The following is a 16522-nucleotide window of genomic DNA, read 5'->3' on the forward strand; positions in this document are numbered from 1 at the left end:
CACGTTGTCAACGCCGAACGCGAGTCAAAGTCTTTTGAGGTAAGGGTTTTAGGCTTATTCAGCAAGCCCTATTTAGGTATAAGTTTCTGCTATTAATCTCAAATGCGATTCAATGAACGTGAAATACCGTATAAACACTGCCTTATCATGTCTGGAAAAATACAATAGGTAATTAATTGAATTTAATATAGCTCGATCGCCCAAATTTCCGCTACGCCGGTAAAAAAGTTAGTACCTTAAAAAGTCCAGATACAATCTATAGAAATTATAAAGAATCCTTCGTGAAAGCAGTGGCATTCAAGTTCCCCCTAGAAAAGGACAGGGCCGTTGCATTGTGGTGAAACCCCCCTCCACTCTACTTGCGGCCTAATAGCCCTCCCAGGGGTTAAAACCAAATCAAATATTAATAGGCAGTAGTCTTCACCTGACCGAACGCATCCAGGATACAAGCCCCCGGATTCATCGGTGGAGAAATAAAAAACCTGTATCCGATGAAACTTGCCCCCCGAATTTATCCGTGGGGTCAATGCTTCAATTCTTTAATCTAAAATCTAAAATCTAAAATCCATTGACTTTACCTAGATTCCGACAGGGGTTAAAACCCCTGTCGGAATGTAGCTTCCCGAGAAGGAAACAGCGTTATTTAAGATTAGTCGATCGCGTCTGCCGCTGTTTCTGCCACTCGTTGAGTTATGTCAATATCTCGATACACTTTCTAGCCAACCTTTTCCGAAGTATCTTCAGCGTTCTATCTTGCATCTCGCGCTGCATCATTGATATTTTCTTGGCCGCCGCTGGTACCATATCTCAGCGACTCAGTACCTTCTCCTGCTCTTTCTTTTGCTCCTGCAGTGGCTTCTTTAACAATATCTTTTGCTCCCTTCAAGCCTTCGCGAGTGTTTTCTTTAAGATTAGCAAAGCCTTGTTTGGTTTTGTCGCCAAAGTTATCAGCTTTGCTCTGAGCGGTGCGAGCATCCTCCTTCACCTTTTCCCCAATTTGGCCGAGTTTGTCAGGCGCGTCGTCCCCTACCCGCCGCACGTTTTCGCCTACATTGTTGCTAGATTTGGTATCGATGCGGTGCTGCGCTTGCTCTTTGAGAAGCTGAGCTTTTGCTTCTTCTGCTGTAAGCTTTTTGTTTCTGGGATCGACCTCGCTGTAGTCGTTCATGCCGCCTTTGAATTCGGACGTTACAGCCCCTGAAGGCACTTCTTCTCTAATTTGGTCGGCAGTTTTTCCTATCCTCGCATCAGCTTTTCCTGCCATCACATCAGTTTTTCCTGCCGTCACATCAGGGCGGCTGCAGGCCGTACTCACTAATACTAAAATGCCAGCCAGAAACACTGTTAAAATTTGTACAGCTCGAATTTTTTTCACAAATGCAGTTAGTCTCTTCATAAAAATGCTCCTTTCTATTGTGATATGCTCAAATGGCTTGTGGCTTTGTAGATGGCTACCCTTACCAAATTAGGCACTTAAACACTTTTTTTAGTATACGAATAGAAACCGCAGCTTTTCATCTATCCCAAGTTACATTCCTCAAGTTATAGCAGAAGGAAGAAGGAAGACGGAAGACGGAAGACGGAAGACGGAAGACGGAAGACGGAAGACGGAAGACGGAAGACGGAAGACGGAAGACGGAATGGACAATCTTCGCTCTTCTAGAAATTATTCAAAGTCGGCACAGCCTGCGCCGGACAAGGCAAAGTCGTTTCCCTCCATAGCTGTTTGGTTATCCCTGCGCGGACTATGTTGAAATGTATTGCATTTTCGGCTCAAAAAAAACCTTCTAGTCAGGAACTAGAAGGAAGGTGGTGTATGATCTCAAGTACAACAAGGTCTTTAATCGCAATTGTGGCGGCACATCCCGATCGCACACATCTGTCTAATGGCTGAAAGTATCTGTACAGTTGCTAAGGATTTTGAATCGCTGTTTTTAGACTCTTGCAGAATTCGCCGATCGCCTCTAAACCTTGTTCTGGAGTACCTTCTGCCAAGCGTTTGACAAAAGCACTGCCAACAATCGCAGCATCTGCACCCCATTCTTTCACTTGGCGAGCGTGTTCGGGTTTCGATATACCAAACCCGACGCCGATGGGTTTGTCGGTGACGGTGCGGAGTTCTTGCAGCAACTCTTTTGCTCGCGTTTCTAATCCTTCGCGCACTCCCGTAACCCCCGTAACGCTGACTAAGTAAATAAATCCTTGAGACTGACGAGCGATCGCCTCTATGCGACTTTTGGGGCTTGTCGGAGCAACTAATAATGTTAGTTCAATCCCTAATTTGTTGGCAGGTTGGATGAGACTGTCGGCTTCTTCTAAGGGCAAGTCGGGTACAACCAATCCCTGAACTCCGGCACTTTTGATTTGCTGCAAGAAGGTTTCTATACCTCGGTACAAAATCGGATTGTAGTATGTGAAGAGAATGATGGGCGATCGCAATTTCGGACTAACTTTCGCTACCATTTCCAGCACCGCATCTAACCGCGTCCCGCGCTGTAGAGCCCTTGTAGCAGCGGCTTGAATCACCGGCCCGTCAGCTAGTGGGTCAGAATAGGGAACGCCAAGCTCGATCGCATCTGCACCGTTATCATCCAAAATTTGCAGTGCTTTAGCCGTTGTCTCCAAATCGGGGTCGCCAGCAGTAATAAAAGGAATCAATGCACATTGGTTGCTTTTTCGCAACGTTTCAAAACAATTAGAAATAGTCATTAGGCAGTTGGCAGTTGGTTGTTGGCAGTTGGTTGTTGGCAGTTGGTTGTTGGCAGTTGGTTGTTGGCAGTTGGTTGTTGGCAGTTGGTATTAGCTAATAACACCTAATATCATGTCCGATCGATTAACCATAATATCCCGGTCGGGGCGGGTTTTTGAGATTGTCAATTATTGGCAGGTATTGTTGGTGAACCCGCCCTACAAAAATCGCGGTCGCTCGACCGGACATGATATAAACACTAACCATTGACAACTGACAACTAACCACTAACCACTGACAACTGACAACTGACAACTAACCACTGACTAATTATCTTTTTCCTGCTCAATTTCCGCTTGAAGTTTGGCTAATTCTTCGGGAGTGAGTTCATCCAGTTGCTTCTGCAAGACAGATTCTTTATAGTCTTGCAGTTGCTGGCTGTAGGTCATATTTTGAGTCAGTGCTCGAAATAAATAAGTCACCAGCCAGCCAATCAATCCGGCGACCAAAAATAACTGACTCCAAATCCCTGCATTCATGCTGTCGAGTCCGGCCAATTGCAGCAGCAAGTAGATAAACCCACCTGCTACAAAAAAGCCGATACTGATTCCAATTACGTCAATACGTCGCATTTAGGCTTCTATCTGCCGCCGTTTGGGCCGAAAATTCAAAAATGGAGCTAGGAGGAACATACCTGGGAAGAAGAAGAACATCAAGAAGTACATGAAGCCGCGCTCAAAAGAGGTAGCGACGTACCAGCGGCTGTTCAGGTAAGCGTAGGTGGCCGCGGGTACTACCAGGAGGTAGGCTCCTGCCAAGACGGCGTAAAGCAGTAAGGTAATATACATAGATTTGCTTTAGGGGAATAATAACACGGGTAAGTCGGTTGACACGCTCCGCTAGCTGGTTAACTATTGTACCGCTTGGGGAGATCCAGCGCGACTTTTGGGAATTTTTTGATTAGGGGTTGCGTAAATTGGGGTTTTGGCTGTAGAATAAAAGGCTGTTGCTGTTAGTGGCTCAAAACCACAGCAGCTTAACCAAAGGGGGGCGTGGCGGAATGGTAGACGCTACGGACTTAAAATCCGTTGACCCGAAACGGTCGTGTGGGTTCAAGTCCCTCCGCCCCCATAAAAATCCATCCTCTGTGGTTCAACGGTTTGAGATTTATTCTCCCAGCAAGAGCTCTGTTTTCCGCTCATCTTTCGCTCAGTTCCGCTCTTGAGAGTGGTCGAGTATTTCCAAAACCACCTCTATAGAACCCATTTGAGCTCTTTTGGGCGAGCGAATAAAATAGAAAAAAAGAGGTAAATTTGGCGTTGCTGAATACAGGTAGGAATTCAGATTTCCCAATTGCTATAAGCCTGCTTGAGGGTGAGTTTTGTAACTTCCGATAAAAGTTGATTCATACCGTGAATCAGCAACGCCCATTTTTCGTTCCCGCAGTTCATCAGTTTCGTATCCGAGTAATTGCAGTAATGTGGCGTCGACCATTACGATCGTACCATCGTCAGCAAACGAGAGGAATCCACAGGGTGACGTGTTGAGTAGCTCGTCTATCTGGTAGGTCCTGTTTGTCATACAAATCAGGTAGTATGAGGTACACTCAAATACTCCTTAATCATCTCGATCGTCTCTTGTGGATGACTCAGGTGCGGGCAATGTCCCCTAGCTTTCATCAGCCGTAGCGTACTTTTAGGTAGGTGGCGGTGGAGGTAATGCCCTACCTCGGTGGGAGCAATCACGTCATCAGCACATTGCAATATCAGTGAAGGTACTGATACCTTGGGTAAATCACTGCGATTGTCAGAGTAAAAAGTTACCTCGGCAAAGCGACTTGCAATCACCGGATCAGTGGAGCAAAAACTTGCCTCAAGTTCCTCACTTAACTCTGGACGATCCTGATTCTGCATCACCATTGGCGCCAGAAAGCTTGCCCAACCAATGTAATTTTTCTCCATGATATCGAGCAGATCCTCAATATCTTGGCGCTCAAACCCTCCGTAATAATTTGGTAAATCATTGATGTAGCAGGGTGAAGGTCCTACGAAAATCAGGCGATTAAAGTAATTAGGAGCTTGAATTGAGGACAGAAGACCGATCATACTGCTGACAGAATGACCGACAAAAACCACATCCGTCAACGCCAATTCTTCACAGATATCGAGGACATCCTGAACATAGCCATTGAGGTCGCTGTACCGTTCATAACTGTAGGCACTAAGATCAGACTGTCCCGAACCTACATAATCAAATAGGAGGATTTTGTAGTCATTCTCGAAGGCCAGTGTTACGAAACGCCACATATTTTGATCGCACCCAAATCCATGAGCAAAAATCATCGTCTGGGTGCCTTTTCCAAACACTTTTATATTATTGCGTAAGAAAATTTTTTTATTCATTTGATCTACCTGAGCATTAAATTGATTATAAGACTTTTGCGCGCTTTGATGAGGGTTGCTCATCCCCAATAGTGGTAGACAACCATTCACGATGTCGGATTAATTGAATTGTAACCTCAGCAATTACAGGCTTCCTCAACATATAATGCTGCCCGATTTCCTAGCCGCTCGCTTGTAACTATTGCAATTGCGCTGGGGTTTCAATTCCTTCGGCAATTGTGCTCACATTTAAGCCATGTGGGATTACAGCTATGGGCTGGGCAATTCCGCGAGCGATCGGATCGCTGGCTAAATCGCGGACAAATTAGCACTCAATTTTGAGCGACTTCACCGGAAAATTCTTCAGGTTGTTAAAAGCAGCATAGCCAGTCCCAAAATCCTCGATAAAAATCCCAATGCCACGCTTCGATCATTGGCTTAAAAGATTGTAGGTAATGTCAACATTAAGCATCATTGCCATTCCCGTAATCTATAGCTAGAGATATTTCGGTTTCATTTCGGTGCGCTCAACACTGCGATCGCTCTTAGCGATTAAAGTCGGTTAGGTGAGTTGACGTGCCGACCGATTCACTGCTATCTTAGGAAGAATTAGTTTTCCTCTTAACTACTGCTAATATTGCCCACAAGCTTGCTCTAAAATCAATTTGCTCTTCGGGCAAAATCAATCCTGTTTTTCGGCGATGGGAATACATCGATGGCGATGAATCCAACCTTGTTCAGGAGAATACCCTCCTACTAGGACTTTAACACCAGCCAGGCTACCTGTTTGCCAATCGAGCTGAGGTTGATCGTACAGCAAGTATTGGCTTTCCAAGCACAATTCAAGAGATTTGCGAGCGCCAGGGTATTGAATTTTGCCCAAGGTATTGTGGCTGTGTAAAAACTATAGGTATTGGGCCCGATTCCTTAAAGTAATATAGGGAAATATCTGCATTTTTGAGCAAGCTAGAGAAATTCATTTCATCTTGTGGATATAGGGAGACGCCAATAGTGGTGATGAGGTGTAAATAATGATTTTTGATAATAAAATTAGTTTTAATATTTTTGTAGAGGCAATCCCCCGTGGTTCCGCTAATCTAGGGGTAGTAGGGATAGGCACGACGCGGCACTAAGCTGCTAGGCCAGAAAGATTTTTTGTTATGTTCGAGAATCGGATATAGAGAGGATTTTATGATTTTTGAGAGGTCATTGAAATATACAATTTAGAGGGACAACAGTTTACGCCAAGATTTTTACCACAACCTATTTAGTCGGATTGCTATAGCAGAAAGCACTGATGCAGAAGGCAATAAAAGCTCATATTTCAGCAATTAAGAACCTCCCAAATATGGTCGCGGTTGCTATAAATCTTCACAAACTCCTCAAATTAAAAAAGTTGGGTTTCCTAGCTCAACCCAACCTACTTTTAAGGATCAATCACTGCTAACTCTCAAATATCCTCATCGTCTTGACCTTGCACACCCTGGAGAATCCGCGATAGCTCACTCTTCTCATTAATCGTAATCCGAGTCGGAGAACCGCTGATAATCCGTTCGTAACCACGGAACGAATCTTTAATTTGTGGGCCTCTTTCAGTAATTGTGTATTCCCGAATCCCTTTGTCGTGCCAGGAACCGCGCATCTTAAACACATTAATTGCCCGCGACATTTCTCCTCGAATCTCTACATACTGCAGCATAATAATCGTGTCAGTAATAGTAGAAATATGGGAGTCCGTAATCGAATTAGAACCCATGAACTGGTCGCTTGTATTCGTAAAAAAGCCGGTTATTTCTTCCTGCTTCGCAAAACCCGTCACTCCGATCACAAATTGCCTGAAAGCATTATTGCTGACACCCCTAGCTAAGGCCGACAGCGAGTCTATAGCAATTCGAGAAGGTTTGAACTCCGCAATTTCTGATTTAATAGTTTGCAAGTGGTCTTCCAAACCAGCAGATTCCGGGTAAGTACACAGCAGCTTTAGCAGTCCTTTCTGTTCCATTTCCTCAAAATCAATGCCCCAAGAATAAGCATTGCGGAACAACTGAGCCCGCGACTCTTCATAGGCAAACAGCAGCGCCCGATTGCCGTTCATACAAGCATTCTGCAAAAACTTGCTCACCAACAGCGTTTTGCCGGTTCCCGTTGCACCCGTAGCCAAAATAATCGAGTCTTTGAAGAAACCGCCACCGCACATTTCGTCGAGAGTTTTATCGCCCGAAGAAACCCGCACGTTAGAAGACTTTTGAGTTAATCGCATCGCCCCCAATGGGAAAATATTAATTCCGTCATTAGTCATAGTAAAAGGATATTCGCCCTTCATGTGAGTTGTACCGCGCAACTTCAAAATTTCCATTGTGCGGCGGCGGCGTTCCCCTTCCAAAACGTTGCGAACAATCACCACATTATCCGACACAAATTCTTCCACTCCAAACCGTGCCACCGGGCCGTATTCTTCCACCCGTTCCGTCGTCATAACTGTAGTTGCTCCTACTTGTTTGAGGCGCGCAACTAAGCGAAAAATTTCTCGGCGCACAACCGATGCAGCGTCATATTGCTGAAATACGGCTGTCACCGAATCTATAGAAACCCGCTTGGCTTTGTACTTGCGAATGGCGTACTGGATTCGCTCGATTAAGGCTGATAAATCAAAATTTCCTACGATATCTTGACCTTCTGGATCGGGGGAAGCGTCCAAAATAAATAGCTTGCCTTCATCGATTAACTGTGCCAGATCCCAACCGAAACTGCACGCATTTTTAATAATATCTGTCGGAGATTCTTCAAAAGTTACGAACACTCCAGCTTCGTCAAAATGGGTAATTCCATTATAGAGAAATTGTACGGCAAATAAAGTTTTTCCCGTTCCTGATGTCCCGCTGACTAGGGTGGTTCTGCCGAGCGGCATTCCGCCGTGACTGATGTCATCGAAACCCTCAATCATCGTGCGAATTTTTTCAACTCCTACAGTTCCCAATCCTTCTCGTTGAACCGTTTGACTAATTTCATTCATGTCGATTTTTGTCAACTCTCAGTATGCTTTAGTTGTCACTCATTAACCGCAGATCATGAGTCTTTGTACCCAGCTTTTAGTTTTGGCTCTTGCTCAATAACTAATGACGGCTGACTGCTGACTAATGACCCCGCCCAAAAACGAATACCGTGCCACGTACTCCGGTCGTGGAGAGATAAAAATTTTAGACTTTTTTTCAACATTCCAGATTCATCTGTGGAGTAAATCTACCATCGTTCGACGATCGCACGACTCGACGGCTCGACAGAGGACTCGCCGAACGTTTCACGCCAAAGTCTCAAATCTAAAATCGACTGACTGCCATCTGATTATCTTAGGAATTCAGGTCTTCTTCGCGAAGTTCTTCATAGAGCAAATCTAATCCTATCAGAACTTTCTCACGATCGGACAAATCGCCAATAATTTTTCGCACCGGCGGCGGCAGGATTTTGGCCAGGGTGGGGGTTGCCAATATTTTGTCCTCTTCTGCTAGCTGAGGATTTTTGAGAACGTCTATGACTTTCAGTGCGTAGACTCCTTGAAATTCTTGTTCGAGGATGTCCTTTAGGGTTTTCAAAGCTCGCACTGAGTTGGGAGTATTCCCCGCAACGTACAGCTTCAGAACATAGGTTTTCTTCAGAGGACTCATGAACTTTTTTAAATGTTGAGTATTAGTTGTCTGATGTTAGTTGTAGTTCTTATTTGTCTTAAATCCCCTGTTCTTTGTTATTTTATAATAATTTCAGCCTCCCGATGATCGCGCGGCAGTTTGTCTTGTCCTTTCTTCTTTGTTAAATTCTAACTTCTACCTTCTTCTTGCTTGAATTTTGCCCTGGGCCTTCTACCTTATAACCTGAGATGCTTCTTTCGGAATCGATCGTCGGTACATCTCGCACATATGAGCGATCGCGTCAATCAGAGTCAAGCGGTAATCGAGCAATATTTCCTCGCTGCGCCCTTCTATTTGTAGCTGTTTAGCAAACTCGTCCATCAATTCCATGTGAATTTCTACAATTTGAGTCACGGGAACATCAGCAAAAAAAGCTAAGTTTACAAATTCATCTATTTGATTGTTGACCGCAGTATCTTGAGAAAAATAATTCAAAACGATGTCGCGATAACTAGACTTGAGTTGCTCCAAAAACTTTTGCTTCTCAGGTGGCGACAGATTTTTCAAAAAAATCTGGGAATTTCTTTTATAATACACACCTAAGTATCCTAATCGCTCCCGTAATTTTTCCGCCAGCCGCCGCTGCTGCCGGCTTAGCAAACTTTGAGCCGTCAATTGAGCTGTCGCATCGCTCCTTGCGGATTGGTAATTGACAGGAATCGGAGTTGAAAGTTTCAGAAATTGTGCGATCGCCCGATCGATATTGGCAACTATTTCGCTTGATCGAGCGATTGCCAGTTGCACCTCAGCAGGGTGATAAAAAAAAGCACAGCTTTCGTCTTGACTCGTGTTGGCGGTACTGGTGCCAGCCTCAAAACCATCTGAATATGGTGCAACTGGCCTTTCATCCTCCCCTGGCTGGGACGAAAAAATCACAGCAGGCAAAAAGAGCGATCGTTCTTGCAGCTTGGCCAGAAGCGATCGCAGATCCCCATCCACCTCCAAAACTAAACAATCAAGGTGATAATTGTGCTTAAGGAACCCCAAAAACTCCACTGCCGACTTAATGTGCGTTAAAGCATAGCGTTCGCCCCTCAAAAGCTCGATCGCAGAGGCTGCGATTTCCTCGGAGCGGACAAAAATACCGATAGACAGTTGGGGAAGCAAAGCTGTAGGTGCACCACCTAAGTTGCCCGAAAGTGCTGGATCGCTCAGAGTTGATATCTCCTTTACAAAAAACTTAACATTTTAACAATCATCTCAATATTTATTTTAACCAATCTTAACCGCCAAATAAGTGATGAGCTTCTAGCACATAAAGAAGAAAAATGTACTTTTTTGTTTTTGTGTCAAGCACCCTGAGCGTGATTTCTGCAATTAAGCTTAAGCCTTAAAATAATTGCTAGTCGCCTCAAATTAGGTGTAGGCATCGAACTCCCAGGTCTCGGTGCAGATCCCGGGCATGATAGGGAACTGATATAAAACAAATAAGATACAGAAATCCGCAGCTACATTGAGCATCAAAAATATTACTGCTCTCGCGAGCAGACTATCAGGTTTGTTATGCCACTTACCACCCCCAGTCTCAAAAATTTTATCGAGCCAGTGCCGCTGTGCCTCCAAACGGGTGCGCTAGAATCGCTGCAGTCAATTTTCAGCTCCTGCAACTGCGATCGAGTCGCAGTAGTCAACGAACAGCTACAGCCGCTGGGATTAGTGTACCTCCGCAGCCTTTGGGCTTGGGGAGCCGATCGCACAAACGACGGGCAGCAACCTTTGTCAGAAAGCTCGATCGCGATCGAACCAGTCAGGGCATTACCCGCCGCTATGAGCGTCAGCGAATTCTGGGAGTACCTGCAAACAGAGGAACAGAACACCCCAGCCCGGCCAAACCGCCAAACCGCCGGCATTTCCTCAAACAGCCCGATCGCCCTGACAGATGGCAGCGGTCAATTTTTAGGAATGCTAGACAGCCTGAGCCTGCTGCAATTCGCCGCACTCAACAGCAGCTCGCTCTGCAGCCTCACAGAGGAGGCAACAGCCGTCAAAGAAATCGAATTAATGCCCGTTTCCGAAGCTATCGCCACCGCCCTAGACGCTCAAGTGCGCTTTCTAGAAGCAGGATTGAAACCCTCAGAAAACCTGAACTCCCTAGTCCAACTGCTGGAAAAACTGCCCCTGCCCCTGAGATTGCAAACCCCCACCGCACAAATAGTCAGCCAAAACGCAGCGTGGCGGATTTTGCTGGGAGAAGGCCCCGTACCAATTCCAGAACCAGCAGCAAATTTGGGTAAACACTCGCCCCGCAAACCAAGCCATTTAACAAGCGAATACAAGAGCGTGCAGTTAGAGGGCATCACCAAAGAGTGCATGAGCCTAGTAGGAGCAAGTATATCGGGCGATCGCGATTCAACAGCAGCCACCAGTTGCCCGCTGCCCTTGTACGCCGCCGCCTCCCCCTCAACCTTAACCGCTCCAGCTTGGTGTCCCACCGCCGGCAAACCAGACACCTACATTTGCGAGTGCCCCGTACAAAAAGGCCAAGAACGGATCTGGCAATTTGTCAAACAACCGCTCTCAGACCAGCTAATTTTAGTAATGGGACAAGATGTCACCGAAGAACATTTAGTCGCCAAAGAACTAGCAGCGAAAAACGCAGATTTAATCCACCTCAACCGACTCAAAGACGAATTTTTATCCTGCATCAGCCACGAACTAAAAACCCCGCTCACCGCCGTCCTCGGTTTGTCCAGCCTCCTCAAAGATAAATTGATCGGAGAACTCAACGATCGCCAAACACGCTACGCCAAACTAATCCATAAAAGCGGGCGGCATTTGATGACAATAGTTAACGATATATTAGACTTAACCCGGATGGAAACCGGGCAGCTAGAACTACTTCCCGAAGCAGTCGAAATAGCATCAACCTGCCAAAGAGCCTTTGAACAAGCAAAACAACTGCAACAGCAAGAAGAAAAAAACCCTGCCGGTCCGAGCAAAACGGACGGTACAGCAAACGCAGAACCCTCCGCCCAAATAGAATTTACACTCGAAATAGAACCGGAACTGAGCCACTTAATTGCCGACGAACTGCGACTGCGGCAAATGCTGGTTAACCTCCTTTCCAACGCCCTAAAATTCACCGAACTCGGTGGCAAAATCGGATTGAAAGTAAATGTTTGGGAAGGCTGGATCGCATTCAAAGTTTGGGACACTGGCATCGGCATCCCCGCCGACAAACAGCACCTAATCTTTCAGAAATTCCAACAGCTAGAAAGCCCCCTCACCCGCCGCTTTCAAGGAACCGGACTAGGACTGGTACTGACTCAACGCCTAGCTCGGCTCCACGGTGGGGACGTTTCGTTTATTTCCTCAGAAAATCAAGGCTCTCAATTTACCCTGTTGCTGCCGCCAAATCCTCCGGCAAACTGCAGAGAAGAATCCCCAGTACCTGGAACCGCCGAGGAAGAATTATTAAAATCCCCATATCCGACTCCGATCGCCAATTCTCGCTCTCGTTTAGTATTAATAGTCGAAGCAGTTCCCAAATATATCGAAGATTTAACCAACGTCCTTTCGGGTTTGGGCTACCAAGTAATAGTCGCCCGTTCCGGTACCGAAGCACTCGAAAAAGCCCGCAGGTTTAGTCCCGAAGCGATTTTCCTCAACCCGCTGCTGCCACTGCTGTCGGGTTGGGACGTGCTGACGCTGCTCAAGAGTGACCCGGATACCCGATCGATTCCGGCGATCGTCACGGCCACCAGAGGTGAAAAAGAACGGGCCAGTGTCAACAGAGCCGAAGGCTTTTTGAGCTTGCCGATCGAAGAATCCGCTTTGCGGCGACTGCTGGCGGACTCGATTGGCGACACTAATGCCAGTACCGCCAAGGTGAGGAGTTCTTTAACTGTATTGTGGCTCAGCCCGCAAAACAGTTCGTCTCAAGGTTCCGCTTTACTGCTCAACCCCAACTACTGCCGGGTTTTAGAAGCAGACGACCTCGGCCAAGCAGAACTCGTGGCCAGAATTTGGCGCCCCGACGCGATCGTCTTGGATGGTACAAGTCAACTGCAAAACCCCTTAGCTTTTATCGAACAGTTAAGTCGGTCTCGAAATTTGGGTTCTCTCCCGTTGGTGACTTTAGACCATCCAACTACGCAACTGGCAAATCAAGTCAAAGGATTGTCGGTATTTCCCTGTTTAGCCACTAGCAGTCCCGACGACAGTGAAACTTCACCAACCGGGTTGGTGCCAAGTGCTTTGTGGCAAGTAATTCAAGTTGCTGCGGGCATGAGTTGGAAGCCCAGCATTTTATTTGCCGACATTTCGACTTTACCCGATTTGCACCGAACTTCTGGGGGGAACCCGACGGAAGAATTGGAACATGGCGATCGAACGACAAATGCCGAGATTCCCCTCCCCCATTCCCAGTTTTCTACTCCCAACTTTCAAGCTTTGATCCAGTACGTCCACACCGCAGGATTTCGAGGGTCGATCGCTCCCTGCTGGACAGAAGTTTTGCAGCAGTTGCAATATCAAAGCGTTGACTTAGTTTTGCTGTGCTTGGGAGATGCGCCTTCAGAATCAACCGCTATGCTGCAGGCCCTATCGAACCTGCGGCAAATGGCAGTAAAACTGCCAATTTTAGTCTGGGATTATCGGTCTGCTGTAAATTCGGAATCCGAGGCGATCGACTTTCTGCTGCAAGAAGTATCTGCCAAAATTTTGCCTTCTTCCCTATCTGCAGCACAATTATTAGACAAAATTCAACAGACTTTATTGACTCATTCAAGTTCCTGAGAAGGAAGAATTTACCAGGTTAGTAGTGAGGAATTTACTCCTCTCTAACCAGTAAAAACAAACTATTATTTATGAGGAAAAACAGAAAGTTGTCACTCTTTAACTGACAAGCGCGAAGAGTTATTTATTAACTCATTCAAGTTGATAATAACTCATAATTTTGCCTATTTGTAGTGAGACCTTCAGTCGTGTCTAAAACACTGAAGAAAAACTGCTATCCTGAGTGTAAACATAATTCGAGAAGTATTTAAATGAAAACCCAGAAGTGTTGCGAGTCAAGAAGCAATATCAAAACTCAAAAATATGAGTTATTATAGGCGATCGAGAAACACTTATATTTTTTTCTGGGGCTGTACAGTGCCTAATCGCATTCCTTTAATATCTCTGCTACTCGCACTCGGTTTGGGGGCAATGCCCGAGCCTGCTGCCTGTCAGGCCCTCCTGCCTTACACCCTGCAAATCGACTCGGCCCAACTCGAACAAACGGCCTTGAGCCTTGCAGAAGAAGCCGTCCAGCTAGCCAGACTCCAGCAGTACGAACTCGCCGTACCCAGAGCCGAACTCGCCACACAGTTAGCCCCCAAGAATGCTCAAACTTGGACTTTGTTAGGCAGCTTGTACCTTCAAGTCGAGCAGTTTGACAAAGGTATTGAAGCTTTGGGGCAAGCTCAATCTCTGTCGCCAGAAAATCCCTCAATTAAATTTGTCTTGGGAGAAGCTCACTTTCGGAAAGCGAACTACGAGAAAGCAGTCGAATATTTGCAAGCAGGATTGAAACTAAAACCAGACACTCCAGGTGCATTATTTGATTTAGGGAATGCTTTTTATAAGCTGAAGCGGTTTGATCAGGCGATCGCCCAATACGAAAAAGCTTTTGCTTTAGAAAAAAACCTGTGGCCGGCTATTAACAATATCGGATTAGTCAAATACGAAATGGGAGATATTGATAGCGCCATCAAACGCTGGGAACAGGCGATCGTGATCGACGACAAAGCAGCCGAAGCAATGCTAGCTCTAGCAGTAGCATTGTACACCAAAGGTGACAAAGAAAAAGGCTTAGCGATGGGAGAAGCAGCTCTGAAACTCGACAAACGCTATGCTACCGTAGAATATCTCAAAGAAAACCTCTGGGGCGATCGTCTGATTGCAGATACCCAAAAGTTGCTAGCCACTCCTGAAATGAAAGCAGCACTGGCTAAAATTCAAGACGCCCCACCCCCTCCCCAAATGTCGCCTTAATTGTAGTTAAGTTGGCAGTGAGGACTTCAGTCCTCAAAGCCTTTTTTAACTGAGAACCAACTATCTTATTCAGGACTAAGACCAAAAAATAGTTGAATGCGCTAGGTGTAGGGGTAAGGTGCGCGCACAGCGCACCCTACAGATTGAGTTGGTGCGTAAGTTCTATTATTGTCGCGAAGAAGTCGCTGTCTTCAATTCTCCAATCTAAAATCTAAAATCTAAAATCTAAAATCGCATGACCCCCCTAAGCTGGACAGAATTAGAAGCCCTCACAGACTTTGAAGTCGATCGCGTCAACGGGCCAACCAACGCCCAAGCCTGCTTGCGCCTCTTTGGTAAAACCGAATCCGATGTGCGAGTCACTCTGTACCGCGATAACCATGCTTGGTGTCCCTACTGCCAAAAAATCTGGCTGTGGCTGGAAGAAAAACAAATCCCCTACCGTATTGACAAAGTTACTATGTTCTGCTACGGGGAAAAGGAAAGCTGGTACAAGCGCAAAGTGCCATCGGGAATGCTACCGGCGATCGAACTAGACGGCCGCATCATCACCGAAAGCGATGATATCTTAATCGCCCTCGAACGAGTCTATGGCCCCTTGGGTTTGGGCATGGAAAACCCGGCAGTAATACCCATGCGGCGGTTAGAGCGACTGCTATTTAGAGCCTGGTGCTCTTGGCTGTGCTATCCAGCAAGTTCAGCCAAAGTAGAACAACACAACCGCAACCAATTTATCAGCGTCGTCACCCAGGTAGAAGCAGCCCTGGCTAGCACTCCGGGGCCTTATTTCCTCGATGAATTTGGCACAGCGGATGTGATCTTTACGCCCTACGTCGAACGGATGAATGCCAGTCTTTACTACTACAAAGGCTACTCGATGCGGGAAGAAAACCCGCGCTTTGCTGACTGGTTTGCGGCGATGGAAACCCGCCCTACCTATCGCGGCACTCAGAGCGATTTTCACACCCACGTCCACGATTTACCGCCTCAGATGGGCGGGTGTTATGAAAACGGCGAACCTCAGATGCTACTCAATAAAGCCCGCGTGGATAATGGGCCTTGGGCTGGACTGCCGGATGTGATGTATCCAGAACCGGAAACCTCCCGCGCTGAAGCACTTCATCGCGTCATTAAGCACCAGCGCAACATCGTTCGAGTCAATCCTGCTGATGACAAGTTATTCGATGAGGCTTTGCGTTGTGCTTTAACTTTGATGATGACTGGCGAAGTTTGTACGCCGCCGGCTGGTTCTGATGCGGCTTTGCGGTATTTGCGCGATCGGGTGAATGTGCCCCGCGATATGTCCATCTACGCGGCCAAGCGATTGAGGGAAGCGTTGGAGGAAACGGCGGCTTTGGTAGGTGATGGTCAAGGTTCTCCGATTCTGCTGAAGAATCGGCGAGATCAAGATCCGGCTAATTTTGTGTAGGGGGCGATCGGAATCAGAGGGAATCGGCGTTGCTGCTGCTCTACTTCATCAGCTTGCTATCTGCTGGATTAATGAAACTAAAGGTTGATGTGATTGTTAATCCGGTTCTGTTTGAAGAGGAGGATACTGGGCTGGTGGAGTTGGCGATCGTCGCGTCGCGCCGGAGGATGAGGATAAATACCCCTTCGTCCGTCCCAGTAGTGCTCCGGCGGATGTGATGGACAGACCGGGGAGGATTATTACAGAATGGGAAAATATGGACTTCGATGAGCAAATTCAGGCTGACCCTACATAGGGCTTGCTGAATAAGCCTAAAACCCTTACCTCAAAAGACTTTGACTCGCGTTCGGCGTTGACAACGTGT

General features: G+C 46.5%; 14 protein-coding genes and 1 tRNA gene. 5 read left to right on the forward strand and 10 right to left on the reverse strand.

All coding sequences use genetic code 11. The annotated features are described in order from the left end of the window. Window positions 1–748: 748 nt before the first annotated feature. From QUA70_RS25760 to ndhL, 4 genes are all read right to left on the reverse strand, one after another. Window positions 749–1396 (reverse strand): DUF6658 family protein, encoded by a 648-nt coding sequence (locus QUA70_RS25760; RefSeq protein ID WP_333350677.1) that lies wholly within the window; start codon window positions 1394–1396, stop codon window positions 749–751. A gap of 515 nt (window positions 1397–1911) precedes the next feature. Further along, window positions 1912–2709, reverse strand: a complete 798-nt coding sequence (trpA, locus tag QUA70_RS25765; RefSeq protein WP_333350679.1) for a tryptophan synthase subunit alpha — start codon at window positions 2707–2709, stop codon at window positions 1912–1914. A gap of 306 nt (window positions 2710–3015) precedes the next feature. Continuing rightward, window positions 3016–3321, reverse strand: coding sequence for a DUF3007 family protein (locus QUA70_RS25770; protein ID WP_333330188.1), 306 nt, complete (start codon window positions 3319–3321; stop codon window positions 3016–3018). Continuing rightward, the gene (gene ndhL / locus QUA70_RS25775) at window positions 3322–3537 is read right to left on the reverse strand and encodes an NAD(P)H-quinone oxidoreductase subunit L (RefSeq protein ID WP_193972727.1); all 216 of its coding nucleotides are present in this window, start codon (window positions 3535–3537) and stop codon (window positions 3322–3324) included. It abuts the gene before it with no gap. Between the two features lie 198 nt (window positions 3538–3735). On the opposite strand from ndhL, the gene QUA70_RS25780 reads away from it, so the two are divergent. Then, a tRNA-Leu gene (locus QUA70_RS25780) sits at window positions 3736–3820 on the forward strand. Between the two features lie 225 nt (window positions 3821–4045). On the opposite strand, the gene QUA70_RS25785 is transcribed toward QUA70_RS25780, so the two are convergent. From QUA70_RS25785 to QUA70_RS25805, 6 genes are all read right to left on the reverse strand, one after another. After that, the gene (locus tag QUA70_RS25785) at window positions 4046–4270 is read right to left on the reverse strand and encodes a PAS domain-containing protein (RefSeq protein ID WP_333350681.1); all 225 of its coding nucleotides are present in this window, start codon (window positions 4268–4270) and stop codon (window positions 4046–4048) included. A gap of 5 nt (window positions 4271–4275) precedes the next feature. Beyond that, the gene (locus tag QUA70_RS25790) at window positions 4276–5091 is read right to left on the reverse strand and encodes an alpha/beta hydrolase (protein ID WP_333350682.1); all 816 of its coding nucleotides are present in this window, start codon (window positions 5089–5091) and stop codon (window positions 4276–4278) included. Window positions 5092–5395: 304 nt separating this feature from the next. Next, window positions 5396–5488 (reverse strand): hypothetical protein, encoded by a 93-nt coding sequence (locus QUA70_RS28680; protein WP_445251676.1) that lies wholly within the window; start codon window positions 5486–5488, stop codon window positions 5396–5398. A 1032-nt stretch (window positions 5489–6520) separates the two neighbouring features. Beyond that, window positions 6521–8083 (reverse strand): circadian clock protein KaiC, encoded by a 1563-nt coding sequence (gene kaiC, locus QUA70_RS25795; protein ID WP_333350683.1) that lies wholly within the window; start codon window positions 8081–8083, stop codon window positions 6521–6523. Between the two features lie 334 nt (window positions 8084–8417). Continuing rightward, on the reverse strand, window positions 8418–8732 hold the full coding sequence (kaiB, locus tag QUA70_RS25800; protein WP_006632119.1) for a circadian clock protein KaiB: 315 nt from the start codon (window positions 8730–8732) through the stop codon (window positions 8418–8420). Between the two features lie 192 nt (window positions 8733–8924). Next, the gene (locus tag QUA70_RS25805) at window positions 8925–9860 is read right to left on the reverse strand and encodes a circadian clock protein KaiA (RefSeq protein ID WP_333350685.1); all 936 of its coding nucleotides are present in this window, start codon (window positions 9858–9860) and stop codon (window positions 8925–8927) included. 396 nt (window positions 9861–10256) lie between these two features. Here QUA70_RS25805 and QUA70_RS25810 point away from each other — a divergent pair, with 396 nt between their 5' ends. The 4 genes from QUA70_RS25810 (at window position 10257) to QUA70_RS25825 (ending at window position 16376) form a co-directional block, all read left to right on the forward strand. Further along, window positions 10257–13490 (forward strand): ATP-binding protein, encoded by a 3234-nt coding sequence (locus QUA70_RS25810; RefSeq protein ID WP_333350687.1) that lies wholly within the window; start codon window positions 10257–10259, stop codon window positions 13488–13490. A 357-nt stretch (window positions 13491–13847) separates the two neighbouring features. Then, window positions 13848–14729, forward strand: a complete 882-nt coding sequence (locus tag QUA70_RS25815; protein ID WP_445251677.1) for a tetratricopeptide repeat protein — start codon at window positions 13848–13850, stop codon at window positions 14727–14729. Window positions 14730–14964: 235 nt separating this feature from the next. Continuing rightward, window positions 14965–16158, forward strand: coding sequence for a glutathione S-transferase family protein (locus tag QUA70_RS25820; protein WP_333350691.1), 1194 nt, complete (start codon window positions 14965–14967; stop codon window positions 16156–16158). 29 nt (window positions 16159–16187) lie between these two features. After that, complete coding sequence (locus QUA70_RS25825) at window positions 16188–16376, forward strand: hypothetical protein (protein ID WP_333410723.1); 189 nt, start codon at window positions 16188–16190, stop codon at window positions 16374–16376. Window positions 16377–16522: the final 146 nt, after the last annotated feature.

The sequence above is a fragment of the Microcoleus sp. LAD1_D5 genome (genome assembly GCF_036702115.1).
Classification (GTDB): Bacteria; Cyanobacteriota; Cyanobacteriia; order Cyanobacteriales; family Microcoleaceae; genus Microcoleus.

Excerpts from the sequence above, each read along its gene's own strand:
- QUA70_RS25760 (WP_333350677.1), bottom strand. The coding sequence starts at position 1,396 with ATGAAGAGACTAACTGCATTTGTGAAAAAAATTCGAGCTGTACAAATT.
- QUA70_RS25790 (WP_333350682.1), bottom strand. The coding sequence starts at position 5,091 with ATGAATAAAAAAATTTTCTTACGCAATAATATAAAAGTGTTTGGAAAA.
- ndhL (WP_193972727.1), bottom strand. The coding sequence starts at position 3,537 with ATGTATATTACCTTACTGCTTTACGCCGTCTTGGCAGGAGCCTACCTC.
- QUA70_RS25820 (WP_333350691.1), top strand. The coding sequence starts at position 14,965 with ATGACCCCCCTAAGCTGGACAGAATTAGAAGCCCTCACAGACTTTGAA.
- QUA70_RS25810 (WP_333350687.1), top strand. The coding sequence starts at position 10,257 with ATGCCACTTACCACCCCCAGTCTCAAAAATTTTATCGAGCCAGTGCCG.
- trpA (WP_333350679.1), bottom strand. The coding sequence starts at position 2,709 with ATGACTATTTCTAATTGTTTTGAAACGTTGCGAAAAAGCAACCAATGT.
- kaiC (WP_333350683.1), bottom strand. The coding sequence starts at position 8,083 with ATGAATGAAATTAGTCAAACGGTTCAACGAGAAGGATTGGGAACTGTA.
- QUA70_RS25770 (WP_333330188.1), bottom strand. The coding sequence starts at position 3,321 with ATGCGACGTATTGACGTAATTGGAATCAGTATCGGCTTTTTTGTAGCA.
- kaiB (WP_006632119.1), bottom strand. The coding sequence starts at position 8,732 with ATGAGTCCTCTGAAGAAAACCTATGTTCTGAAGCTGTACGTTGCGGGG.
- QUA70_RS25785 (WP_333350681.1), bottom strand. The coding sequence starts at position 4,270 with ATGACAAACAGGACCTACCAGATAGACGAGCTACTCAACACGTCACCC.